14 protein-coding genes and 1 riboswitch are annotated in these 25022 nt (G+C 77.3%); of the genes, 6 read left to right on the top strand and 8 right to left on the bottom strand.

Going from position 1 to position 25022, the window contains the following annotated elements:
- Positions 1-11 precede the first annotated feature (11 nt).
- The 3 genes from glgB to EDC03_RS07190 are packed head-to-tail and all read right to left on the bottom strand — an operon-like array spanning position 12 to position 7902.
- Entirely contained in the window at positions 12-3851 is a 3840-nt protein-coding gene (gene glgB / locus EDC03_RS07200) for a 1,4-alpha-glucan branching protein GlgB (protein ID WP_199720017.1), read from the bottom strand.
- Positions 3848-5692 (bottom strand): maltose alpha-D-glucosyltransferase, encoded by a 1845-nt coding sequence (gene treS / locus EDC03_RS07195; RefSeq protein WP_123379518.1) that lies wholly within the window; start codon positions 5690-5692, stop codon positions 3848-3850. Before treS ends, glgB begins: the two co-directional genes overlap by 4 nt.
- A complete protein-coding gene (locus EDC03_RS07190; RefSeq protein ID WP_241967079.1) occupies positions 5689-7902 on the bottom strand; it encodes an alpha-1,4-glucan--maltose-1-phosphate maltosyltransferase in 2214 nt (737 codons plus the stop codon). Before EDC03_RS07190 ends, treS begins: the two co-directional genes overlap by 4 nt.
- A 153-nt stretch (positions 7903-8055) precedes the next feature.
- Between EDC03_RS07190 and glgP the strand changes: the two genes are divergently transcribed.
- A complete protein-coding gene (gene glgP, locus EDC03_RS07185) occupies positions 8056-10632 on the top strand; it encodes an alpha-glucan family phosphorylase (RefSeq protein WP_123379517.1) in 2577 nt (858 codons plus the stop codon).
- A gap of 87 nt (positions 10633-10719) precedes the next feature.
- Here glgP and EDC03_RS07180 read toward each other — a convergent pair whose 3' ends face one another.
- The 5 genes from EDC03_RS07180 to glgX all read right to left on the bottom strand — a co-directional run bounded on the left by EDC03_RS07180 (position 10720) and on the right by glgX (position 18360).
- Positions 10720-11553 carry a MetQ/NlpA family ABC transporter substrate-binding protein gene (locus EDC03_RS07180; RefSeq protein ID WP_123379516.1) on the bottom strand — a complete coding sequence of 278 codons (834 nt, stop codon included), beginning with the start codon at positions 11551-11553 and terminating at the stop codon, positions 10720-10722.
- A 127-nt stretch (positions 11554-11680) separates the two neighbouring features.
- The gene (locus tag EDC03_RS07175; RefSeq protein ID WP_199720055.1) at positions 11681-12280 is read right to left on the bottom strand and encodes a methionine ABC transporter permease; all 600 of its coding nucleotides are present in this window, start codon (positions 12278-12280) and stop codon (positions 11681-11683) included.
- Between the two features lie 56 nt (positions 12281-12336).
- On the bottom strand, positions 12337-13452 hold the full coding sequence (locus tag EDC03_RS07170; RefSeq protein WP_199720016.1) for a methionine ABC transporter ATP-binding protein: 1116 nt from the start codon (positions 13450-13452) through the stop codon (positions 12337-12339).
- 68 nt (positions 13453-13520) lie between these two features.
- Positions 13521-13638: riboswitch (SAM riboswitch) on the bottom strand.
- Between the two features lie 120 nt (positions 13639-13758).
- Positions 13759-15765: an HNH endonuclease signature motif containing protein gene (locus tag EDC03_RS07165; protein WP_123379514.1), complete on the bottom strand. Its 2007-nt coding sequence runs from the start codon at positions 15763-15765 to the stop codon at positions 13759-13761.
- A 357-nt stretch (positions 15766-16122) separates the two neighbouring features.
- On the bottom strand, positions 16123-18360 hold the full coding sequence (glgX, locus tag EDC03_RS07160) for a glycogen debranching protein GlgX (protein ID WP_123379513.1): 2238 nt from the start codon (positions 18358-18360) through the stop codon (positions 16123-16125).
- A 198-nt stretch (positions 18361-18558) separates the two neighbouring features.
- Between glgX and EDC03_RS07155 the strand changes: the two genes are divergently transcribed.
- The 5 genes from EDC03_RS07155 (at position 18559) to EDC03_RS07135 (ending at position 24951) form a co-directional block, all read left to right on the top strand.
- Entirely contained in the window at positions 18559-20022 is a 1464-nt protein-coding gene (locus tag EDC03_RS07155; protein WP_199720015.1) for a M28 family peptidase, read from the top strand.
- A 70-nt stretch (positions 20023-20092) separates the two neighbouring features.
- The gene (locus EDC03_RS07150) at positions 20093-21409 is read left to right on the top strand and encodes a cysteine desulfurase family protein (protein WP_123379512.1); all 1317 of its coding nucleotides are present in this window, start codon (positions 20093-20095) and stop codon (positions 21407-21409) included.
- Positions 21406-22488, top strand: a complete 1083-nt coding sequence (mnmA, locus tag EDC03_RS07145; protein WP_277872066.1) for a tRNA 2-thiouridine(34) synthase MnmA — start codon at positions 21406-21408, stop codon at positions 22486-22488. The genes EDC03_RS07150 and mnmA overlap by 4 nt, the downstream gene beginning before the upstream one ends.
- Before the next feature lie 40 nt (positions 22489-22528).
- Positions 22529-23638: a uroporphyrinogen decarboxylase/cobalamine-independent methonine synthase family protein gene (locus tag EDC03_RS07140; protein ID WP_199720014.1), complete on the top strand. Its 1110-nt coding sequence runs from the start codon at positions 22529-22531 to the stop codon at positions 23636-23638.
- Positions 23639-23967: 329 nt separating this feature from the next.
- The gene (locus tag EDC03_RS07135; RefSeq protein WP_123379511.1) at positions 23968-24951 is read left to right on the top strand and encodes a hypothetical protein; all 984 of its coding nucleotides are present in this window, start codon (positions 23968-23970) and stop codon (positions 24949-24951) included.
- Positions 24952-25022 lie beyond the last annotated feature (71 nt).

Genomic DNA, 25022 nt, shown 5'->3' with positions numbered 1-25022 from the left:
CGGGTGGGGCGTCAGCCGTCGACCTCGACGCCGGCGGCGGCCGCGGCGTCGTCGAGCCCCTCGGGCACGAGCCAGAGTGCGCCCAGCGGCGGGACCCTCAGCGCGACGGACGCCGGGCGGCCGTGCCACGGCACGTCCTCGGCGACGACGGGCCCGGTGTTCGTCACGCCCGAGCCGCCGTACGCCACGTCGTCGGTGCTGACGAGCTGGCGCCAGGTGCCGCCCTGGGGCAGGGCGACGCGGTAGTCCTCGTGGGGCAGGCCGGCGAAGTTGACGACGGCCACGAGCGGGCGCCCGGCGGCGTCGCGCCGGACGAAGGACACGGTGTTGCCCGCGCCGTCGTCGGCGTCCAGCCACTCGAAGCCCGCGCCGTCGAAGTCGCGCTCCCACAGCTGCGGATGCTCGCGGTAGAGGGCGTTGAGGTCGCTGACGAGCCGCTGGACGCCCAGGTGGCCCGGGTCGTCCTGCAGCCACCAGTCGAGGCTGCGCGCCTCGGCCCACTCGCGCTCCTGGGCGAACTCCTGGCCCATGAAGAGCAGCTGCTTGCCGGGGTGGGACCACATGTACGCGAGGTACGCGCGGACCCCGGCGAGCTGCTGCCAGCGGTCGCCCGGCATCTTGCCGAGCAGCGAGCCCTTGCCGTGGACGACCTCGTCGTGGCTGATGGGGAGCACGTACTGCTCCGAGAAGGCGTACACGAGCGAGAAGGTCAGCTTGTGGTGGTGGTGGACCCGGTGCATCGGGTCCTCGCCGACGTAGTCGAGCGTGTCGTGCATCCAGCCCATGTTCCACTTCAGGCCGAAGCCGAGGCCGCCGCCGTCCGTGGGGCGCGTGACGCCGGGCCACGCCGTCGACTCCTCGGCGATGGTGACGATGCCCGGGACGCGCCGGTAGACGACCGCGTTGAACTCCTGCAGGAGCTCGATGGCCTCGAGGTGCTCGCGGCCGCCGTAGCGGTTGGGCACCCACTGGCCCTCGGCCCGCGAGTAGTCGAGGTACAGCATCGAGGCGACGGCGTCGACGCGGATGCCGTCGAGGTGGAACTCCTCCAGCCAGTACACGGCGTTGGCCACGAGGAAGTTGCGCACCTGCGGGCGCCCGTAGTCGGGGACGAGGGTGCCCCACTCGGGGTGCTCGCCCTTGCGCGGGTCCGGGTACTCGTAGAGCGGCTCGCCGTCGAAGCGGGCGAGGGCGAACTCGTCCTTGGGGAAGTGCCCGGGGACCCAGTCGAGGATGACCCCGATGCCCGCCGCGTGGAGCGCGTCGACGAGGTGGCGGAACTCGTCCGGGCTGCCGAAGCGGGACGTCGGCGCGTAGTACGAGGTGACCTGGTAGCCCCACGAGCCGCCGAAGGGGTGCTCGGCGACGGGCAGCAGCTCGACGTGGGTGAAGCCGAGGGCGGTGACGTGGCCGACGAGCTGCTCGGCCAGCTCGGTGTACGACAGGCCCTGGCGCCACGAGCCGAGGTGCACCTCGTAGACGCTCATGGGGCCGGAGTGCGGGTCGGTCGCCGCGCGGCGCTCCAGCCACGCGTCGTCTCCCCAGGTGTAGGTCGACTCGGTGACGACGGAGCCGGTGGCCGGCGGCACCTCGGCGAGGCGCGCCATGGGGTCGGCCTTCTGCCGCCACGTGCCGTCCTGGCCCTGGATCTCGAGCTTGTAGACCTCGCCGTCGCCGACGCCCGGGACGAAGAGCTCCCAGACGCCGCTCGAGCCGAGCGAGCGCAGGGCGTGCGAGCGGCCGTCCCAGTGGTTGAAGCCGCCGACGACGCGGACGCCGCGGGCGTGGGGCGCCCACACCGAGAACGACGTGCCCGTGACGTCGCCGAGCGCGCTGGGGAAGCGCAGGACGCGCGCGCCGAGGGCGGTCCACAGCTGCTCGTGGCGGCCCTCGGCGACGAGGTGGAGGTCCACCTCGCCGAGCGTCGGCCAGAAGCGGTACGGGTCGTCGGCCCGGTCGACGACGCCGCCGGACCACGTCGTCTCGACGCGGTAGTCGGGCACGTCCGCGCCGGGGACGACGCCGACCCACACGCCGTCGTGCTCATGCTCGAGCGGGACACGGCGGTCGCCCTCGAGCACCAGCTCGACGCGCTCGGCGAGGGGCCGGCGCACGCGCACGGTCACGCCGCCGTCGTGCGGGTGCGGCCCGAGGACGTCGTGGGGGAACGGGTACGCGCCGTGGGCGGCGGCGTCGAGCGCACCGCCGTCGACGGGCGCGCGCGCCGGCTCGTGGCCGGCGGCGGGGCCGGGGGAGGCGGGGGTGGTGCTGGCGTCCACGGGGATCTCCTGGGCGGGGGTGGTGGTGGCCGGGGGGGCCGTGGTGCCCGCGGCGTCGGCGGCGGCCGCGCCGCCGCGGGCCCCCTCGGCCTGCGGGGTCGTGCCGAGCAGGCGCTCGACGGCGCCGAGCGGGACGGGCAGCCAGTGCGGGCGGGACCGCGTCTCGTAGACCACCTCGTACAGCGCCTTGTCGAGCAGCAGCGCGCGGTGCAGCGCGGTGCCGGGCGCGGTGCGCGGGTCGTCGTCCACCTCGGCGTAGCCGGCGAGGAAGGCCTCGGTGGCCTCGGCAGTCCACGCCGCGGCGCGGCGGGCCAGCGCCTCGTCCCCGGGGGACGTCGTGCCGTCGGCCCCCGCGCGCTCGGCGACGACGTGGGCGCCCGCGTAGTCCAGCGAGCGGACCATGCCGACGACGTCGCGCACGGCGACGTCGGGGCGCACGCGCTCGGCCAGCGGGCGCAGCGGCTCGCCCTCGAAGTCGAGGACGACCCACCCGCGCCCCGGCACGGAGAGGACCTGCCCGAGGTGGTAGTCGCCGTGCACGCGCTGCAGCGGCGGCAGCCGGTCGGGCGCCGGCAGGTCGGAGAGCGAGGCCACGTGCTCCTCGAGCGCCGCGCGGTGCGGCGCCAGCGCGGGGGCGGAGCGTAGGGCCCAGCGGACGCGCTCGGCCAGGCCGTCGACGAGAGCGGTACGGCCCTCGGCGGTGACGGGGGTGCGGCCGAAGGAGCCCGCCAGGGCGCGGTGGACCTCGGCGGTGGCGCGGCCGAGGGACCGGGCGCCGTCGGCGAAGGACTCGCCCTCCTCGACCGCCCGGCCCGCCTCGCGCCACGCGTCCTGCGCACCCGTGAGGAACTCGGACAGGACGGCGAGGTGGCCGGTGGCCGGGGTGCCGTCGGCGTCGGCCCACGAGCCGCTCACCCACCCGAGGGGGCGGGCGACCTGCTCGCAGCCGGCGACCCACAGCGCCGTCGCCACGACGACGTCGGGGTTCTCGCCGGGGGACAGGACGCGGAAGACCTTGAGGATGGAGGGGGCGTCCGTGCCGAGGCCGACGACGACGCTCGTGTTGGACTGCTCGCCGCCGAGCACCCGCGAGGTCGCCGCCGCGTCGACGGCCGCGCCGGGCGCCAGGCGGCCGTCGGCCCGCCCGCCCTCGCCGGCCGCCGTGCCGCCGCCCGCGACGAGCGCGAGCAGGGCCGCGACCGCGTCGGCGTCGCCGGGGCCGTCGTGGACGGCACGGCCGTCCGGCAGCACGCCCACGCGGGAGGCGTCGTCGCCGGGCGCGTCGGCCGGCCGCAGGGCCAGCGGCACCTGCACGACGGCGACGTCGTCCTCGGTCCGGACGGCGAGCACGACGACGAGCACCTCGACCCCGGCCCCGGGCCGGGCGGCGGTGCGGCCGGGGACGGCCGCGGGCACCGGGACGACGGCGAGGACGTCGAGGGCCGCGGCGCCGGCGCCCTTGGCGGGGTACCAGCGCTGCCGCGGCATCCACCCGTCGAGGAGCGCGAGGAGGCCCTCGGGCAGCGACGGCGCGGTGCGGCCGGCCGCGTCCCGGGCGGGGTGCGCGCTCACCGGTCCACCACCGCGAGCCAGAGGAAGTCACGGGCGCCGAGCGTCACGGGCACGCACCCGTCGTCGCCCACGCGGGGGAAGCCGCTCCCGCCGAAGAGGTCCACGAGGTCCTGCCCTTCCCGTCCCGGCAGCCTCAGCCGGGTCGCCTGCGGTGTCGTCGACATGTTGGCCACGCAGAGCACGGTCTCCGGCGTGGTGCGCGCCCGGCGGGCGCCCTCGGGGTCCAGCTCCCGCAGGAAGGCGAGGACCGCCGGGTTGTCCGCGTGCAGCGGTGCGTACGTGCCCGCCCCGAACACGGGGTGCTCGCGGCGCAGGTGCAGCAGCCGCCGCACCCAGTGCAGCAGCGACGACGACGACGCGAGCGACGCCTCGACGTTGACCGCCTGGTAGCTGTAGACGAGCGACTGGACCGTCGGCAGGTACAGCTTGCCGGGGTCGGCGGTGCTGAAGCCGGCGTTGCGGTCGGGCGTCCACTGCATGGGGGTCCGGACCGCGTCGCGGTCCTCGAGCCAGATGTTGTCGCCCATGCCGATCTCGTCGCCGTAGTAGAGGCACGGCGAGCCGGGCAGGGACAGCAGGAGGGCGTGCAGCAGCTCGACCTCGGCCCGCGAGCCGTCCACGAGCGGCGCGAGGCGCCGGCGGATGCCGACGTTGGCGCGCATGCGCGGGTCCGGCGCGTACCAGCCGTACATCGCCGCGCGCTCCTCGGTGGACACCATCTCGAGCGTCAGCTCGTCGTGGTTGCGCAGGAAGGTGCCCCACTGCGCGCCCGCCGGGATGCCCGGCGTCTCGGCGAGGGTGTCGAGGACCGGCGCGGCGCGCCCCTCCCGGACCGCGGAGTACAGGCGCGGCATGACGGGGAAGTGGAAGCACATGTGGCACTCGGGGTCGTCGGCCTCGCCGTAGTAGGCGACGACGTCCGCCGGCGGCTGGTTGGCCTCGGCGAGGAGGATGCGCCCCGGGTACTCCCGGTCCACCATGCGCCGCAGCTCGCGGAGGAACTCGTGCGTGCGGGGCAGGTTCTCGCAATTCGTCCCCTCCTCCTCGAAGAGGTAGGGCACGGCGTCGAGCCGGAAGCCGTCGATCCCGAGGTCGAGCCAGTGGCGGACGACGTCGAACATCGCCTCGCCGACGGCCGGGTTCTCGAAGTTGAGGTCCGGCTGGTGGGAGAAGAAGCGGTGCCAGAAGTACTGGCGGCGGACCGGGTCGAAGGTCCAGTTCGACGTCTCGGTGTCGACGAAGATGATCCGCGCGTCGGTGTAGCGCTCGGTCGTGCCGCTCCACACGTAGAAGTCGCCGTAGGGGCCGTCGGGGTCGCTGCGGCTGGCCTGGAACCACGGGTGCGCGTCGCTCGTGTGGTTCATCACGAGGTCGGTGACGACCCGGATGCCGCGGGCGTGCGCCTGCTGGACGAGCTCGGTGAAGTCCGCGACGGTCCCGAACTCCGGCAGGACGGCGTAGTAGTCGGCGATGTCGTAGCCGCCGTCGCGCAGCGGCGAGGCGTAGAACGGCGGCAGCCACAGGCAGTCCACGCCGAGCCACTGCAGGTAGTCGAGCCGGCCGACGAGGCCCGTGAAGTCGCCGGAGCCGGAGCCGTTGGAGTCCGCGAAGGCGCGGACGAGCACCTCGTAGAAGACGGCCGTGCGGTACCAGTCGGGGTCGTCGGACAGCCCGTTCGGCAGCGTGCCGACGACGGGCTCGTCCGCCGCGGGGGGCGCCACGACGGGGACCTGCCCCGTGGACGGCGCCGCGGTCGGGTCGCCGGGCACGGGGCCGACGACGGGCGTCGTGCCCGTGGTGGGGCCCGACGTGGTGGTGGTCGCGTGGTCCGTCAGGCTCATGCGGCGCCGCCGCCGCGGGTGAGGGAGACGACGTGGGCGGGGCGTCCCGGGCCCAGCTCGACGTAGACCTCCTCGCCCCAGGTCCAGCGGCCGTCGGTGAGGCCGTCGGCGGCGAGCACCTGCTCGTCCCACCCGAGGCCGAGGGCGGCCATGTCGAGGTGGACGTGCGTGCGGTGCCACTGCTGCGGGTCGAGGCACACGACGACGAGGACGAGGTCCTCCTCGCCGGTGGGCGACAGGTGGGCCGGGAGGTGCCGCGTGTAGGCGATGACCTGCTCGGAGTCCGTGCGGTGGAACGTCGTGCCGCGCAGGCGCTGCAGCGCGGGGTGCTCGCGGCGGAGCTCGTTGAGCCGCTGGAGCAGCGGGGCGATGCTGCGGCCCTCGACGAGCGCGCGGTCGAAGTCGCGCGGCTTGTACTGGTACTTCTCGTTGTCGATCTGCTCCTGGGCGCCCGGCCGGGGGACGTCCTCGACGAGCTCGTACCCGGCGTAGATGCCCCACGTCGGCGCGAGCGTCGCCGCGAGCACCGCGCGCAGCTCGAAGGCCGGCCGCCCGTTCTGGCTCATGAAGGGCGTGAGGATGTCGTGCGTCGTCGGCCAGAAGCTCGGCCGCATGTACGCGGCCGAGGGGCCGGTGAGCTCGGTGACGTACTCCTCGAGCTCGGCCTTGGTGTTGCGCCACGTGAAGTAGGTGTAGCTCTGCTGGAAGCCGACCTTGGCCAGCCCGTGCATCATCGCGGGCCGCGTGAAGGCCTCGGCGAGGAAGATGACGTCGGGGTGGTCGCGGTTGACCTCCGCGATGAGCCACTCCCAGAACTCGACGGGCTTGGTGTGCGGGTTGTCGACGCGGAAGAGCGTCACGCCGCGGTCCACCCAGGCGAGGACGACGCGCAGCACCTCGGCGTAGACGCCGTCCGGGTCGGTGTCGAAGTGGACCGGGTAGATGTCCTGGTACTTCTTCGGCGGGTTCTCGGCGTAGGCGATCGAGCCGTCGGAGCGCTGGACGAACCACTCGGGGTGCTCGGTGACCCACGGGTGGTCGGGCGAGCACTGCAGCGCGAGGTCGAGCGCGACCTCGAGGTCCAGCTCCCGGGCGCGGGCGACGAAGGCCTCGAAGTCGGCGACCGTGCCGAGGTCGGGGTGGACGGCGTCGTGGCCGCCGTCGGCCGAGCCGATGGCGTACGGCGAGCCCGGGTCCTCGTCGGTCGCGTCCAGGGTGTTGTTGCGGCCCTTGCGGAACGTCCGGCCGATGGGGTGGACGGGCGTGAGGTAGACGACGTCGTACCCCTGCGCGGCCAGCGCGGGCAGCCGCTCCGCGGCGGTCGTCAGGGTGCCGGAGACCCAGCGGCCCGTGGCCTGGTCGAAGTAGGCGCCCTCGGAGCGGGGGAAGAGCTCGTACCAGGAGCCGAAGAGCGCCAGCGGGCGCTGGACGACGAGGCGGGCGTCCTCGCTCGGCGTCACGAGCTCGCGGAGGGGCAGGCGCCGCAGCGCCTCCTGCACCCCGGTGCTCGTGCCCGCGGCGAGCCGCGCGGGCGCCGGGCGGCCGGTGTCACGCAGCCCGCGGGCGCCGGCCCGCAGGTGCTCGGCGTCGGCCGGGTCGCGGCCGGGGACCTCGGCGGCGCGGTCGAGGACGACGGCGCCGTCGGCGAGGGCCAGGTCGACGTCGGCCTCCGGCAGGCCGGGGGTGCCCACCTTGACGGAGGCGGCGTGCTCCCACGTCCCGTACGGGTCCGACCACGCCTCGACGCGGAAGGCCCACTCGCCCACGGCGTCCGGGACGAGGTCGGTGCGCCAGGTGTCGAGACCGGGGTTGGTGCAGACCATCCTCGTGCGGGCCGCCTCGCTGCCGTCCGGGCGCAGGAGCACTGCCTCGGCGGCGACGGCGTCGTGGCCCTCGCGGAAGACGGTGGCGGTGACGGGCACGGCCTCGCCGACGACGGCGCGGGCGGGGAAGCGGCCGCCGTCGACGACCGGCGCGAGGTCGACGACGGGGATGCGCCCGATCCGGGAGTGCGGGGACGCGGTGGCGGGGGAGACGCCCTCCGGCGGCGGGGCGACGGCCGAGGTGGCCGCGGCGCCGTCGGCGGCGGGGCCCGCGGCCGTGGGGTCGGACGCGGCGGCGCCGGGCACGGACGCGGGCGCGTCGCCGGCGGGGCCCGCGGCGGCGGGGCGGTCGCGGGGGGACGGGGCGGGTCGGCGCGAGGTCGGCACCGGGCGAACGTACCGAGGTCGGGCAGACCTCACCCGGTGACGCGGGGGACCGGGGCGGGGCCGTCCGGGAGGAGGGGCACGGGCGGGGCCCGGGCGTCTCGCCCTGGCGACGAGGGGGGACGCGGGGGCCCCGCGTGGCTACGCTCCGCGCCCGTGAGAGCCATCCGACGGTTCACCGTCCGCACCGCTCTGCCCACGCCGCTGGCCGCCCTCGGCCGCCTGGCGCACAACCTGCGGTGGTCCTGGCACCCGCCGACGCAGGACCTGTTCCGCGACGTCGACGCCGCGGTCTGGGACGAGGTGGGCCACGACCCCGTGGCCCTTCTCGCCGAGATCGGGCCGGACCGCCTCGCGGAGCTCGCGCAGGACGAGGCGCTCGTCGCCCGCGTCCGCGCCGCCGAGACCGACCTCGACACCTACCTCTCCGAGCCGCGCTGGTACCAGGGCGCCACCGCCGGGTGGGAGGGCGGCGGGCCCGCCGCCGTCGCCTACTTCTCCCCGGAGTTCGGCGTCACGTCCGTCCTGCCGCAGTACTCCGGCGGCCTCGGCATCCTCGCCGGCGACCACCTCAAGGCGGCCTCGGACCTCGGCGTGCCCGTCGTCGGCGTCGGCCTGCTCTACCAGCAGGGCTACTTCCGGCAGTCCCTGTCCCGGGACGGGTGGCAGACGGAGACCTACCCCGTCCTCGACCCCGCGGGCCTGCCGCTCACCCAGCTCCGCGAGGCGGACGGCACGCCGTGCCGGGTCTCCCTCGCCCTGCCGGGCGACCGCACGCTCCACGCGCACGTGTGGCGGGCCGACGTCGGCCGCGTGCCGCTGCTGCTGCTCGACTCCGACGTCGAGGAGAACGACCCCGACCTGCGCGCGACCACCGACCGGCTGTACGGCGGCGGCGGGGAGAAGCGGCTCCTGCAGGAGATGCTGCTCGGCATCGGCGGCGTCCGGGCGCTGCGGCTCTGGTCGCGCCTCACCGGCGCCCCCGCGCCGGAGGTCTTCCACACCAACGAGGGCCACGCCGGCTTCCTCGGCGTCGAGCGCATCGGCGAGGCGCTCGGCGCGGGCCTCGGCCTCGAGGCGGCGCTGCAGGCGGGCCGCGCGGCGACCGTCTTCACGACGCACACGCCGGTGCCCGCCGGGATCGACCGCTTCGACGCCGAGCAGGTCCGGGCCCTCGTCACGGCGGCCGTGCCCGCCGTCGACGGCGACCGCCTCCTGGCCCTCGGCGCGGAGAGCTACCCGGGCGGCCAGCCCGGCATCTTCAACATGGCCGTCATGGGCCTGCGGCTCGCGCAGCGCGCCAACGGCGTCTCGCAGCTCCACGGCGACGTGAGCCGCGGCATGTTCGACGGCCTCTGGCCGGGGCTCGACGTCGACGAGGTGCCCATCACCTCGGTGACCAACGGCGTCCACGCGCCGACGTGGGTCGACCGCCGCCTCGACGACCTCGTCCACGAGGCCGCCGGCCAGTACCCGACCCGGCACGTCGAGGCGTGGGCCGCCGCGGCGGACCTGCCCGCCGACCGGCTGTGGGCGGTGCGCCGCGAGATGCGCGCGACGCTCGTCGCCGAGGTGCGGCGGCGGCTGCGCGCCTCCTGGCTCGAGCGGGGCGCCTCGGCCGCCGAGCTCGGCTGGGTGGACGAGGTGATGGACGACGGCGTGCTCACCATGGGCTTCGCCCGGCGGGTGCCGACGTACAAGCGGCTCACGCTCATGCTGCGCGACCCCGAGCGCCTCAAGGCGCTGCTGCTGCACCCGACCCGGCCCGTGCAGCTCGTCATCGCCGGCAAGTCGCACCCGGCCGACGACTCCGGCAAGGCGCTCATCCAGCAGCTCGTGCGCTTCGCCGACGACCCGGCCGTGCGCCACCGCATCGTCTTCCTGCCGGACTACGACATCGGCATGGCGCAGACGCTCTACCCGGGCTGCGACATCTGGCTCAACAACCCGCTGCGCCCCCTCGAGGCCTGCGGCACCTCGGGCATGAAGGCCGCCCTCAACGGCGGCCTCAACCTCTCCATCCTCGACGGGTGGTGGGACGAGTGGTTCGACGGCGAGAACGGCTGGGCCATCCCCACGGCCGACGGCGTCGAGGACGAAGGCCGCCGCGACGACCTCGAGGCGGCGGCGCTGTACGACCTCGTGGAGCAGCAGGTCGCGCCCCGGTTCTACGACACCGGCGCCGGGGGCGACGAGCCGCCGGCGCGCTGGCTCGAGATGGTGCGCCACACGCTGTCGGTGCTCGGGCCGAAGGTGCTCGCGTCGCGGATGGTGGCGGAGTACGTCGAGCGGCTGTACGTGCCCGCCGCCGCGAGCGGCCGGGCCGTCGCCGCGGAGGGCCACGCCGGCGCGCGGCGACTCGCCACGTGGGTCGAGCACGTCCGGGGCGGCTGGTCGTCGGTGCGCGTCGACCACGCCGAGTCGGTCGGGCTGCCGGACACGCCGCTGCTCGGCGACGTCCTCGGCGTCCACGCCTACGTCTCGCTCGGGCAGCTCGCGCCCGAGGACGTCGAGGTGCAGGTGGTCCACGGCCGCGTCACGGCGACGGACGAGCTCGTCGCCACGGGCACCGTCCGCCTCTCGCACGTCGAGGCGCTCGAGGACGGGCGGCACCGCTACGCCGGCGAGGTGCCGCTGCGGCGCACGGGCGCCGTCGGCTACACGGTGCGCGTCCTGCCGCACCACGAGCTGCTCGCGGCGCCGACCGAGCTGGGGCTCGTCGCCAACGCCTGACCGCCGACGCACGAGCGCCCCCGCCCGGACCGGGCGGGGGCGCTCGTGCGTCCGGGGCCGCGCGCCGTGGCGCCGCCGCGGCGTGGCTCAGAAGGCCGGGATGACCGCGCCCTCGTACTGCTCCTCGATGAAGGTGCGCGTCTCGTCGGAGTGCAGGAGCTGCTCGAGCAGCTGGATGCGCTCGTCGTCCTCGTCGCCCGTCCGGACGACGACGAGGTTCGCGTTGGGGTTGCCCTCGGCGGCCTCGAGGGCCAGGGCGTCGTCGGCGGGGGAGAGGTCGGCGTCGATGGCGTAGTTGCCGTTGACGACGGCGATGTCGACGTCCTGGAGCGAGCGCGGGACCTGCGCGGCCTCGACCTCGGTGATGTCGAGGTCGCGGCCCCCCTCCTGCACGTCGAGGGCGGTCGGCGCGTCCTCGCCCGTGTCGGCGAGGACGACGAGGCCCTCGGCCTCGAGCAGCCGCAGCGCGCGGGCGGCGTTCGTCGGGTCGTTGGGGATGGCGACGGTCGCGCCCGACGGGACGTCGTCGATGCTCCCGAGGCTCTGCGAGTAGATGCCGAGGGGCTCGACGTGGACGGGCTCGAGCGCGGCGAAGTCGTAGCCGGCCGTGCGCTCCTGCTCCTCGAGGTACGGGATGGTCTGGAAGTAGTTGGCGTCCAGCGAGCCGTCCTCGAGGGCCACGTTGGGCTGCACGTAGTCGGTGAACTCGACGACCTCGAGGTCGAGCCCGGCGTCCTCGGCCAGCTCGTCCTGCACGAAGCGGAGGATCTCCGCGTGGGGCACCGGCGAGGCGCCCACGCGCAGCGGCTCGTCGGCCGCGCTCAGCTCGGCCTCCCCGCCGCCGCAGGCGGACAGCGAGAGGGCGAGCGCGGCGGCCGCGCCGAGGGCGACGGCGGTGCGGGGGCGGCGGGTGGTGGGCACGGGGGACCTCCGGGTCGGTGGGCGAGGGCGTGCGGGAGCCCTGGTCGGGCGGGACGGGGGACGACGGGACGGCCCGCGGCGGGCGGGTCGGTGGTGCGGGTGGGCGCCGGGCGCCCGGGGGGCGTCGTCAGCGGTGCGCGAGGCGGCGGGCGAGGGCCTCGCCGCCCTGCTGGAGCACCTGGACGACGACGAGCAGGAGGGCGACGGTCACGAGCGTGATGTCCGTCCGGAACTGCTGGTAGCCGTAGCGGATGGCGAAGTCGCCGAGCCCGCCGCCGCCCACCGCGCCGGCCATCGCCGAGTAGCTGACGAGCGCCACGACGGTGACGGTGCAGCTGGCCACGACCGACGGCAGCGCCTCCGGCAGGAGGACGGTGCGGACGACGTCCCGCCGCCGCGCGCCCATGGAGAGGGCGGCGGCCACCTTGCCGGGGGCCACCTCGCGCAACGACGTCTCGACGAGCCGCGCGAGGAAGGGCACGGCGCCGATGGTCAGCGGCACGACGGCGGCCCAGGAGCCGATCGTCGTCCCGACGAGGAGCCGGGTCACCGGGGCCACGGCGACGAGCAGGATGATGAAGGGCAGCGAGCGGCCGAGGTCGACGAGCAGGCCGAGCAGCCGGTGCGCGAGCGGGTGCGGCGCGAGACCGCCCGGCGAGACGACGAGCAGCAGGACGCCGAGGGGGATCCCGCCGAGGACGGCGAGGACGGTCGCCGTGGCGACCATCGTCAGCGTCTCGCGGGTGGCCTCGGCCAGCTGCGGGGCGAGGGAGAGCAGCTCGCTCACGCCGCCACCTCCAGGAGGACGCCGCGGGCGCGCAAGGCGTCCGTGGCGCCGCCCAGCCGGGCGGCGTGCTCGGCGGCCCCGCCGGCGACCTCGAGGAGGAGGTGCCCGGCCCGGCGACCGCCGAGGGTCTCGACCCGGCCGCCGACGACCGAGACGTCGAGCCCGTGCTCGCGCACGAGCGACGTCATCACCGCCTCGCCGGGTCCGCCGCCGCCGTCGGGCCCGGCCTGCCCGTCCCAGCCGTCGGTGACGACGAGCTGGAGCAGCGCGCTGCCGGGCCGCACCGGGGGCCGGGCGGGCGCCGGCAGCAGGCGGGTGGCCAGGGGCGAGCCGGGGCGGGCGGCGACGTCGGCCAGCCGGCCCTCGTCGACGACCCGGCCGTGCTCGAGCAGGACCGCGCTGTCGCAGGCGGCCCGGACGACGTCCATCTCGTGCGTGACGACGACGACCGTGAGGCCCAGCTCGTCGCGGAGCTCCCGGACGAGCGCGAGGACGCCGGCCGTGGAGCCGGGGTCGAGGGCGGAGGTGGCCTCGTCGCACAGCAGGACCGACGGGCGGGCGGCGAGGGCGCGGGCGATGGCGACGCGCTGCTGCTGGCCGCCGCTCAGCTGGGACGGCCGGGAGGCCTTCTTGTCGGCGAGGCCGACGCGCTCGAGCAGCTCCGCGGCGCGGGTCTCGCGCTCGCGCCGGCCGACGCCCGCGAGCTCCAGCGGCAGCGCGACGTTGCCGAGCGCGGTCCGCGAGCCGAGGAGGTCGAAGTGCTGGAAGACCATGCCGATGCTGCGGCGGGCCGTGCGCAGCCGGCCGGCGTCGAGCGCGGTGAGGTCCTGCCCGTCGACGACGACGCGGCCGGCGTCCGGGCGCTCGAGGAGGTTGACGCAGCGGGCGAGGGTGCTCTTGCCGGAGCCGCTGGGGCCGACGACGCCGACGACGTCGCCCGCCGGGACGGAGATGCTCACGCCGTCGAGCGCGCGGACCTCGCCCGTGCGGACCGGCGCGTCGTCCTCGACGACGACGTCCACGTCCGAGGTCCGCCGCGCGACGAGCTGCCGCAGGCCGCCCCGGCGCCGGGGCGCCGCGTAGGTCTTGACGAGGCCGGACAGCTCGATCACGGGCGGTGCGCTCCTGGCAGCAGGCGCGACGGCACCGGCCGCCGCGCACGCGGAGACGAGGCCCGGTCGGGCCACGCTTGCGGACGCGCCGTCGTGGGGCGTCCACCTGGTCCTCACCCGGAGCACCCCGCCGTGGCGGAGGGTTGCTGACCAGCGAGCCGGGGCTTCGCGCTGGTTCTCGTGACCTGGACGGGACGGTAGGCAGCGTCCGGCGTCGCTGTCAAAACCGCTCGGGACGGTGGGTATTGGGAGCCCGGGGCCACCGTGGCGACGGGTCACGACGAGGCCGACGCGGTGGTGCCGGCGTCAGAAGGGCGGCGGGTCGTCGTCGGTCGGCGGGGCCGGCGACGCGGGCGGTTCGCGGTGGTGGGCGGTCGCGGTGACGGCAGCGCTGATGAGCAGGGCGGCGCCGGGCCAGGCCATGTCGACGGTCGGGTACGAGCAGTCGAGGGGATCGCCGAGGTCGCCCCAGCCGGTGGGCAGGGGCGTGCCGTCGTCGTCGCGGCTGGTGATGGGTCGGGGGAGGAAGGGTGGTGCGGGGTCGTCGTGGACGAGGCCGAGGGGTGAGGTCCAGCGGGTGCCGAGGCCGTGCGGGTCGTCGGGGTCGTCGGTGATGGCCTCGACCTGCCAGCCGTAGTGGGTGCGGCACTGGTGGTGCTTGCGGCAGCGGGGGCGGAGGTTGCACTCGCAGGTCGGGCCACCGGCGCCGTGGGGTACCTGGTGGTCGAGGTCGCAGCGGACCGAGGGCTGGGTGCAGCCGGGGTGGGTGCACTCGGGCAGCGCGGTCCGGACGTAGCGGGACTGCTCGGCGGTGGGGACGTAGTCGGTGGGCAGGCCAGCGAGAGGGCAGGTCGACGAGGACGGCGTCGCTGCGTCGGACGCATCAGCTCCTGTCCGGGCCCAGGGAGGCGTGGTGGTGCCGGGCGTGGTGGTGCCGGGCGTGGTGGTGCCGGGCGTGGTGGTGCCGGGCGTGACCTTGTCGGTAAGGCCGGGGGGTGCCGGCTCCGTGGTCGTCGTCGGCGGGGGCACGGCTGTCGCTGTGGTCCGCTGGTCGCCCGGTGGGTCGGGCACCGCGTCGAGGCCGGCGTCCGGTGCAGGGGAGGGCGGAGGAGCCGTGGTGGGCGTCACCACCGCCGGGACGGTCGTCGCGCCGGTGGTGAGCCCAGGCGTCGTCGTGCGGGTCCCGGCGGCTGGGAGGTGGTGGAGGTGTCCGTCGACGCCAAGCACTTTCCCGGTGAAGAAGTCGGTGAGGACCCGGCGGAAGGGGTGGCCGGCGGCGAGGAGCTCGCGGGCGATGTCGGCCGGGACCGCGCCGTGGCCGGCGAGCCACGCGGTCTCGTCGTCGAGGCCGAGCAGCGTCGGGAGCGAGACGTTGAGGGACGGGCCGTGGCACTGCCCGGTGTGGGCACGGCCGTCCTTCCGTGGGCCGGCACCGGTGTCGGTGACCAGGCCGACGAGGGCGTCGAAGCGGCGGGCGTCGACGCCGCGGCGGTCGGGCAGCCCGGTGGTGTCGGTGGTGACGGGGTCCAGTCCGGCGGCGACCGCGGCGTGCGGGTCCGCGCTCGCGTTGGGGCCGGTGCGGGTGCGCGCCCACGTGTCGAGGCGGTGGAACAGGGCGGTGATGTCGGCGACGGGTCCGGTGGCGACGAGCTCGGCCGCCCCGTCACCCAGCGGCTGGACCAGGACCCGGCGGCGGCAGGTCTCGTACCGGGCCCGGCGGTTGGTCGCGTCGACCTCGAGCCGGGCGACCAACGCCCGGACCTTCCGCTTCACGCCGGGCGGGTCCAGGCGGGGCAGGTCCTCGGCGACCTCGGCGTCGACCCAGCGGGCCTGCTCCGGCGTCAGACCGGCAGTGCCGGTGACGACCGCGTGCGCCCGGGCGGGGCAGATGCCTCCGCTGCGCAGCGCGGCCCGGGTCTGCGGCAGCACGGTCGTCAGCGCGAGCGCGTCCTGCACCAGTCGCCGCGCCCCCGCGACCCCGACCCGCAGGGCGAGGGCGATCTCGGTGACCACGGCCTCGGCCGGGTCCCCGCCGAGCCGGCCGAAACGGGCGGTCTCGACCGGGTCCCCGTCGACCGGGACGCCCAGGGCGGCGGCGACCTCGTCGACGAGGTCGGCCACCAGCCCCAGAAGCGCGGCGTGCTGGGCCGACGCGGCCGCGTGGGCGTCGCGGAGCCGGTCCAGGACCTCCCGACCCGCGCGGCGGGAGACCGGCAGGTCGCCGACCGGGACGTCGAGCGGACCGACGGGGCCGGCGGGTGCGGGGACGACGGCGTCGTCGCGCGCCTCGTCGTCGGGCTGCTGCCGCGCCATCGCCACCCCTCCCTCACCGTCGAACGTGTGTTCGAAGTCTAGTGGAGGGGCCCGACATCCGCTCCCGCTGTCCACACCTCCGCGGGTCGCTGCCGGGACCCCGTCGAGTCACCACGGACCGGTCGTCGCGCCGACGGCTGTCCTCCGCGCGGGTGAGGGCTGGTGGTCCCCGGGGCGCGCGCCGGCGGCGGGGGCGCGCCGGCCGAGCAGGTCCTCGCCGGGCCGGACGCGAGCTCCTCACCGCGGCGCGGTGGGCCTGCCGCCGGACCCGGGGGCGGAGCGACGCGGCCGGGCCGCCGAAGCCGGCCGGGCAGCCCGCCCGTCCGCCCGGCCGGTCGGTCGGCGCAGGGGCCCGGCTCAGGCCGGCCGCGCCGCCAGCAGCAGCAGCGACGTCGGCCCGACGACGAGACCGCCGCCGTCGTGGACCGTGGTGGGCGCCACGTGCTCGGGGCGCTCGGCCTCGCTGTCCCACAGCAGGTCCCACGTGGCGGCCCAGGGGCGCCCGGGGAGGGCGACCGCCTGCTCGACCGACCCGGCGTGCAGCACGAGCAGCAGCGAGGACCCGCCCGTCGGGGCGCCGTGGAGGAGCATCTGCAGGGTGCGGCGGTGCCCGTCGTGCCAGTCGTCCTCCGTCATGCGGCGGCCGTCGGGCGCGAACCAGGCGAGGTCGGTGGTGCCGTCGTCGTGGACGGGGGCGCCCGCGGCGAAGGTGCTGCGGCGCAGGGCGGGGTGCTCGCGCCGGAGCGCGAGGAGGTGGCGCGTCGTCGCCACGAGGTCGGCGCGGGGGCCGCCGGCGCGCAGGGCCTCCCAGTCGACCCACACCGAGGCGTCGTCGAGGGAGTAGGCGTTGTTGTTGCCCCCCTGGGTGCGCAGCATCTCGTCGCCGGCGAGCAGCATCGGGACGCCGGCCGACAGCAGCAGGGTGCCGAGGAGGTTGCGCACCGAGCGCCGTCGGGCCGCGAGCACGGCTTCGTCGTCGGTCGGCCCCTCGACGCCGTGCGCGTCGGACCGGTTGTCGCCGTGGCCGTCCCGGTTGTCCTCGCCGTTGGCCTCGTTGTGCTTGTGCTCGTAGGCGGTGGCGTCGGCGAGCGTGAAGCCGTCGTGCGCGGCGAGGAAGTTGACCGACGCCAGCGGCCCGCGCCGCGAGGAGTCGGTCGCGGCGCCGTGGGCGAAGAGGTCCGCGGACCCCGCGAGCCGGGTGGCCAGGTGGCGCACGCCGCCACCGGGCTCGCCGCGGCGGCCGCGCGCGGCGTCGGCCAGCCAGAAGGTGCGGACGTCGTCGCGGAAGCGGTCGTTCCACTCGGCGAAGGGCGGCGGGAACTGCCCCGTGCGCCACCCGAAGGGCCCGACGTCCCAGGGCTCGGCGACGAGCTTGAGGTCGGCCAGCACCGGGTCCGCGCGGGCCGCGACGAGGAAGGGGTGCTCGGCGTCGAAGCCGAGGTCGCGCCCGCGGGCGAGGGCGGGCGCGAGGTCGAGGCGGAATCCGTCGACGCCGTACGTCGTCGCCCAGTGCCGCATCGAGTCGAGGGCGAGGGCCACCACGCGCGCCGACGAGGCGTCGAGGGTGCCGCCGCAGCCCGAGACGTCGACGTCGAGGCCGGCGGCGTCGAGGCGGTAGTACGCGGCGGCCCCGAGCCCGCGGAAGGACAGGCTGGGGCCCTCGACCCCGCCCTCGGCCGTGTGGTTGTAGACGACGTCGAGCAGCACCTCGAGGCCCGCGGCGTGCAGCGCGTCGACGGCGCCCGCCAGCTCGGCCTCGACGGCCGCCGCCCCGCCCGCGCGGGCCGCGGCGCTCGCGTAGCGCGGCGCGGGCGCGAGGTAGCCGAGCGTGCTGTAGCCCCAGGCGTTGCGGCGCCCCCGGCGCACGAGCGACATCTCGTCGGCGACGGCGTGGACGGGCAGCAGCTCGAGCGCCGTCACGCCGAGGTCGACGAGGTGCCCGACGACGGCGGGGTGCCCCAGCGCCGCGTAGGTGCCGCGCAGCTCCGGCGGCACGTCGGGGTGGGCGGCGGTGAGCCCGCGCACGTGCGCCTCGTAGACGACCGTGCGGTCCCACGGCGTCCGCGGCCGGGCGTCCTGGTCCGCCGTGCGCCCGGGGAGGACCACGCCGACCGCGGCCGCGGCGGCCGAGTCGAGGTCGCTGCGCCGACGGGCCCCGCCCTCGGACGCGGGGCCGTCGACGGGCGCCCAGCGGTCGTCCACCTCGTGCGCGAAGAGCGTCGCGTCGGGCCGCACCTCCCGTGCCAGGCCCCGGGCGTAGGGGTCGAGCAGGAGCTTGGCGGGATTGTGCCGGTGGCCGCGGGCCGGGTCCCACGGCCCGTCGACGCGGAGGCCGTACCGCTGCCCGGCCGTGACGCCGGGCAGGTGCCCGTGGTGGACGCCGTGGGTGCGGTGGGGGAGCCGGACGCGGCGCTCCTCGAGGGGGCCGTCCGCGGGCCCGTCGAGCAGGACGACGTCGACCGCCTCGGCGTGCGGCGCGTACACCGCCGCGCCCGCGCCTCCGGGGACGAGATGGACGCCGAGGGGGTGCGGACGGCCCGGTCGGACGGTGCCGCCGTCGCCGGGCGCGCCGGGGGCGGGGGCGTCGCTGCTCACGCTGCTCCCATCGGTCGGCACGGGCGCCCACTGTGCCAGCCGGGCGACCCGGCGAGGTGCGGCGGCGCCCACCACCCGTCCGCCGAGGTGCTGCGGGTCACCGGCAGGGCCCTTGTCCCGCACCCGGTACCGCCCTACGGTCGCGAGTCCCGTCCCTTCCGTCCGGATGGTCGGGATCGCCCCGTCGGAAGGTCCTCCGTGCCCGAGCCCACGCCGCCCACGTCCGTGCCCCTGACGACGCCCACCACGCCGCCGCGCCCGGGCCCGCGCCGGCGGACGGCGCTCGCCGGCCTCGCCGGGGCGTTGGGCGGTGGCGCGCTGCTGCCGCTGCCCGCCTGGGGCGCCGACGACCGCCGGCCGGGCGCCGTCCGCCCCCCGGCGCTGCTCCCGTCCGACCGCGCCGTCGTCACGCGGGCGTCGGCCGAGCGCGCCCTCGAGCACATCTCGGCCCTCGCCGACGGCATCGGCCCCCGCATCGGCGGGACCCCGTCCGAGCACGCCGCCCGCGACTACCTCGCGGGCGTCCTCGACGGCCTGGGCTACACCGTCGAGCTCGAGTCCTTCCCGACCGCCGACCGCTTCCTCGGCGAGCTCGCGGCCGCCCCTGGCGCCGCCCCGCTCCCGGACGACCTCTGCTGGCAGGTGGGCGCCTCGGCGCAGGGCGGGCTGGGCACGACCGTGACGGGCACGGTCGTCGACCTCGGGACCCTGCCGACGGGCGAGTGGCCGGCCGACCTCGCGGGCGCCGTCGTGCTCGTCGACGCCGCCACGCTCGACGTGCTGCGCGCCGCCGTGCCCGTGGCCGCCGCCCGCGGCGCCGTCGCCGTCGTCCGGCTGCCCGCCGACGCCGCCGACCCCGTGCGGCGCACCTCGGCCTCGTCGCCGACGCTCGTCGAGCCGACGCCGCTGCCGGTGGTCGGCGTCGCGCAGGCGCAGAAGGCCCGGCTGCGTGCCGCTCTCGCGACGGGCCCGCTCTCGCTGCAGGTCTCGACGACCGCGTACACGGGCCTCACGTCGTCCAACGTGCTCGCCGAGCGGCGCGGGCGGCTGGCGCCGGCGCCGGGCGGCGAGGCCGTCATGGTCTGCGCCCACTACGACACCGTCATCGGCGCGCCCGGCGCCAACGACGACGGCTCCGGCACCGGCCTCTGCCTCGAGCTGGCGCGGGTGCTGCGGCCGATGGCGACGCAGCGCGCCGTCAAGGTCGCCCTCTGGGGCGCCGAGGAGCTCGGCCTCGTCGGCAGCCGGTACCACGTGGCGCAGCTGCCGCCGGAGGAGCGCGCCCGCCTCGTCGCCGTGCTCAACAACGACATGGTCGCGACGAGCTGGGACCCCGCCGACCGGTACTGGGTCCTCTCGTGGGACGGGCAGGCCAACGCGGCCACCGACGCCGTGGTCGGCGCCGCAGAGCGGCTCGGCTACGGCCCGCGGCTCACGCCCGTCTTCACCCGCGGCGCGAGCGACCACCAGTCCTTCCAGGAGGTCGGCATCGCCGCCGGCAACTTCTCCTGGCGCGGCGAGGCGGCCGGCCAGCCGGTCCTCGAGCCGCCGTACCACTCCCCGGAGGACACGGTGGCCCGCAACATCAGCCTCGAGCGCCTGCAGGTCTCGCTCGAGCTCGTCGGCAGCGCCGCGCACCGCCTGGCCGGCCCCTCGCGCTGACGCCCCTCCCCGCCCGGGCCACGGGGCCCGGGCGGGGACGACGGTCGGCGCGGGTGCCTACCCTCGTGCGGTGACCACGGACCCCCTCCCCGGGACGCAGCGCGGGACGCCGGCCGCTGCGCCGCGGCGGGTCTACCTCGACCACGCCGCGACGACGCCCGTGCGTCCCGAGGCCCTCGAGGCCCTGCTGGCCGAGGCCGCGCACGTCGGCAACCCCTCGTCCGCCCACGCCGAGGGGCGGCGGGCCCGCAAGGTCCTCGAGGACGCCCGCGAGGAGGTCGCCGCCTCCCTCGGCGCCCGCGGCGACGAGGTCGTCCTCGTCTCCGGGGGCACGGAGGCCGACAACCTCGCCCTCGCCGGACTGGTCCGCGCCCGGCAGGCCGCGGACCCCGCGCGCCGCCGGCTGCTCGTCGGCGCCGTCGAGCACCCGGCCGTCCTCGAGCCCGCCCGACGGCTCGCCGCCGCCGGGGTGGTCGAGCTCGTCGTCGTGCCCGTCGACGACGTCGGCCGGCTCCGGACCGACGCCCTCGCCGCCGCGCTCGCCGCCGCGCCCGGGGCGACGGCGCTCGTCAGCGTCATGTGGGCCAACAACGAGACCGGCACGCTGCAGCCCCTCGACGAGGTCGTCGCGCTCGCCGCGGCCCACGGCGTCCCCGTGCACAGCGACGCCGTCCAGGCCCCCGCCACGCAGGACGTCGACCTCGCCGCGAGCGGGCTCGCCGCGCTGTCGGTCTCCGGCCACAAGGTCGGGGCGCCGGTCGGCACGGGCGCGCTCCTCGTCCGGCGCGGCACCGCCCTCGCGGCCGTCCAGCACGGCGGCGGCCACGAGCGGGGCCTGCGCGCGGGCACGCCGGCGGCGGCGCAGGCCCGCGGCCTCGCCGTCGCGCTCACCGCCGCGGCGGCCGAGCGGCCCGCCGTCGCCGCCCGCCTCCGCGGGCTCAGGGAGCGGCTGCTCGACGGCGTCCTCGGCAGTCCCTCGGCGTCGCCCGCCCCGGGAGGGGCTGCGCCCGAGGCGGTCCTGCGCGGCACGCGTGACCCGGCGCGCTCCCTGCCGGGGACGACGCTGCTGACCCTGCCCGGCTGCGACGCCGACGCCCTCCTCTACCTCCTCGACGCCCGCGGCATCGCCGTCTCGACCGGGAGCGCCTGCGCCGCAGGGGCGCTCGAGGCCAGCCACGTGCTGACCGCGCTCGGTGCCACGGGCGAGGACGCGCTCGGGGCGCTCCGCGTGAGCCTCGGCCGCACGAGCACCGCCGAGGACGTCGACGCCCTGCTCGCCGCGCTGCCCGACGTCGTCGCCGCCGCGCGTCGCGCCCGGGCGGCCACGGCGACGCCCCCGCGCCCCGCGGCCCCGTCGCGGCCGCTCGTCGCCGGGGCGCCCCGGTGAGGGTCCTCGCCGCCATGAGCGGCGGCGTCGACTCCGCCGTGGCCGCGGCCCGCGCCGTCGACGCCGGGCACGACGTCGTCGGCGTCCACCTCGCGCTGTCCCGCGGCGCGCAGGGCGGGGGCCCCGCCCGGGCCCGCGGCTGCTGCACCGTCGAGGACGCCGGCGACGCCCGGCGGGCCGCGGACGGCCTCGGCATCCCCTTCTACGTGTGGGACCTCTCCGAGCGCTTCACGGCCGACGTCGTCGACGACTTCACGGCCGAGTACGCCGCGGGCCGCACCCCCAACCCCTGCGTGCGGTGCAACGAGCGGGTCAAGTTCGCGGCCCTCCTCGACCGGGCCCTGGCGCTCGGCTTCGACGCCCTCGCCACCGGCCACTACGCACGCCTCGAGCCGCCCGCGTCGGGGGAGGGGCCGCCGACGCTCCACCGCGCCCGCGACGCCGCGAAGGACCAGTCGTACGTCCTCGCCGTCGTGCCGCCGCACCGGCTGGCGCGCGCGCTGCTGCCGCTCGGCGACGTCGCGACGAAGGACGACGTGCGCGCCGAGGCGGCCGACCGCGGTCTCGCCGTGGCCGACAAGCCCGACAGCCACGACATCTGCTTCGTGCCCGACGGCGACGCCCGCGGCTTCGTCCGGGCCCGCGTGCCGTCGGCGCCCGGCGTCGTCCGGGACGAGAGCGGCGCCGTCGTCGGCGAGCACGACGGCGTCGTCGGCCTGACGGTCGGCCAGCGCCGCGGCCTGCGCCTCGGCACCCCGGCGGCGGACGGGCGGCCGCGCTACGTCCTGTCCCTGTCCGTCGTGACGGGCGACGTCGTCGTCGGCCCGGCCGAGCGGCTCGAGCGCCGGTCGGTCACGGGCGGGGCGCCCGTGTGGTGCGGCCCGGCCCCGGCGGCGGGCGCCCGCCTCGGCGCCCAGCTGCGCGCCCACGGCGCGGAGGTGCCCGCGGTGCTCACCGGCACGGACCCCGTGGAGGTCGAGCTCGCCGAGCCGGTGCGCGGCGTCGCGCCGGGCCAGACGCTGGCGCTCTACGACGGCACGCGGGTCGTCGGCTCGACGACCGTGGCCGCCGCCCGCTGAGGCGGCGGGGCGTCGGCCCGCCGCCGACTACCGTCGGTGCGTGACGCAGCCCCCGCACGGCGCCCCGCACGACCCCCTCGGTACCGCCGGGGCCGCCGACGGTGCGGAGCCCGCGTCCCGCGAGCCGCTGCTCGCCCGCGTCACGGGCACCGGTGGCTGGCCCGCGGGCGACCCCCTCGAGGCCGCCCGCACCGTGCTGGGGGAGCTGGGCGAGCCGACGACGCCGCCGGGCCTGCCCCACGTCGTCGAGATGCCCGCCCGCGGCCCGGGGTCCGAGCCCGTCGGGCGCACGGCCGCCCTGCTCGCGGGGCTCGCGGTCGACCTCCAGCCCTCCGGCTGGCGCCTCGTCGACCGTCCGGGGCGCGACGCCGCCCGCGCCGACGCGTGGCGGCGGGCCGACCTCGACGCCCTCGCGGAGGCGGCCGACGGCTGGGACGGCCCGCTCAAGGCGCAGGTCGCCGGCCCGTGGACCCTCGCCGCCTCCCTGCGCCTGCACCGCGGCGAGCGGGCGGTCTCCGACGCCGGCGCCCGCCGCGACCTCGCGGAGTCCCTCGCCGAGGGCCTCGTCGACCACCTCGCCGCCCTCCGCCGGGCCGTGCCGGGCGCGCGCTGGGTCGTCCAGCTCGACGAGCCGTCGCTGCCCTCCGTCCTCGACGGCCGCCTGCGGCGCAGCAGCGGCTTCGGGCACCTCGAGCCGGTGCGGCCCGAGGAGGTCGAGGTGGCCCTCCGCACGGTCGTCGCGGGCGCCCGCCGGGCCGGCGCCACCGACGTCGTCGTCCGCTGCGGGGGCGCCGGGGCCCCCGTCGGCGTGCTCGTCGCCGCGGGCGCGGACGGCGTCGGGGTCGACGTGGACCGCCTCGGCACCCCGGGCTGGGACGCCGTCGCCGCCGCCGTCGAGGCGGGGGTGCGGCTGTGGGCGGGCGTGCCGTCGTCCTCGGCCGCCGCGGCGGGGACGACGCCGGACGTGGAGGCGGCGCGCGACGCCGTCGCCGTGCCGTGGCGGCGCGTCGGCCTGCCCGCCGCGGGGCTCGCCGACGTCGTCCTCACCCCGGCCGGCGGCCTCGAGGACCGCTCCCCGGCCGCGGCCCGGGCCGCCCTGCGGCGCCTGCGCGGCGCCGCCGAGGCCCTGGGCGAGGTCGCCGCCGCCTGACCCCGTCCCGCGGGACCCCTCGTCGCGCAGCGGGACCGGTCCCGTCGCGCTCCGGCGCCGTCGGGCACGCTGCGCCACCTCCGCAGGTCCGGGCGGGGGACCGGCGACGTCGGCGACCCCTCCGGGGGTCGCCGTGGGTGGTCGTCCACCTCACGTTCTGCCCTCGTTCGCGCCGAACTCATTGCCTGGACGAAGTCGGCGTGGAAGTGTTCGCGACGTCCGGAAGGTCGACGTCGTCCCGAGTCGCGGCCCGACGGGTCGACCGATGCCGTGCGCCCTGGACCGGGCGCTCGGACAACCCGCTCGCCACACGAAGGAGCCACCCGCTCATGAAGCTCATCAGCGCCCTCACCGCCGGGAGCCTGCTGGCCGCCGGTGCCGTCGTCGCCGTCGCCGTCCCCGCGAGCAGCGCGCCGCTGACGACCCGCTGCATCGGCACCGCCGCCGACGTCACGGTCCCCGGCAACCTCGTCGTCCCCGCCGGCCAGTCCTGCGACCTGACCGGCGTCACGGTCAACGGCTCGGTCCGCGTCGCGGCCGGCGCCGACCTCATCGGCGACGGCGTGACCGTCACCGGTGCCGTCACCGCCGCCGAGGACGGCTTCGTGGGCCTCATCGACTCCGAGGTCGCCGGCCGCATCACCTCCCGCCAGGGCTTCGGCGTCTCGCTCGAGGCGTCGTCCGCCGGCTCCGTCGTGGCCCGCGCGGTCGAGGGCTCCGAGGTCGTCGGCACCACCTGGCTCGAGTCCGACAGCACCGTCTCCGGCCTCGTCGACGTGGCCACGGGCGAGCTGCTCATCTCGTCGTCCTCCGTCGGCGGCAACGTCGTCGGCAACGGCACCCTCTACGCGGACGTCGTCGACTCGACCATCGGCGGCACCTTCACCGTCACGGACAACGAGGACGGCTCCGTCTTCTGCGAGTCCGAGGTCTACGGCGACGCCACCTACACGGGCAACGGCGGCACGCTGCAGCTCGGCGCCGACGGCCCCGTCGAGGTCTGCGAGACCGCCAGCTTCTGGGGCGGCGACGTGACCCTCGACGAGAACTCGGCCGACGTCTTCGTCGACCAGAACATCGTCGCGGGCGACTTCACCGGCGAGGGCAACACGGGCGAGGTGACCCTCGGCGAGGGCAACCGCATCCGCGGCGAGCTCGGCGGCCAGTTCGCGGCCCCGGCCGAGGACGCGGCGGCCGCCATGCGCGCCTTCGCCGTCGCCGAGGACCGCCAGGCCGAGTCCGAGGCCGCCCTCGACGCGCGCTTCGCCGCCGCCGAGGCGGACGCGCTGAAGGCCGGCGCCGCCCAGCTCTGAGCCGGGCGCGGCGTCCGCGCCGCTGCACCACCGCACCACCCGGGGGCCGTCCCGGCCGCGCGCGAGAGCGT

Origin of the sequence: Pseudokineococcus lusitanus, assembly GCF_003751265.1 — a bacterium.
GTDB lineage: Bacteria > Actinomycetota > Actinomycetes > Actinomycetales > Quadrisphaeraceae > Pseudokineococcus > Pseudokineococcus lusitanus.
Note: the sequence above shows the minus strand (reverse complement) of the source record. Positions and strands in the feature narration are given on the sequence as shown.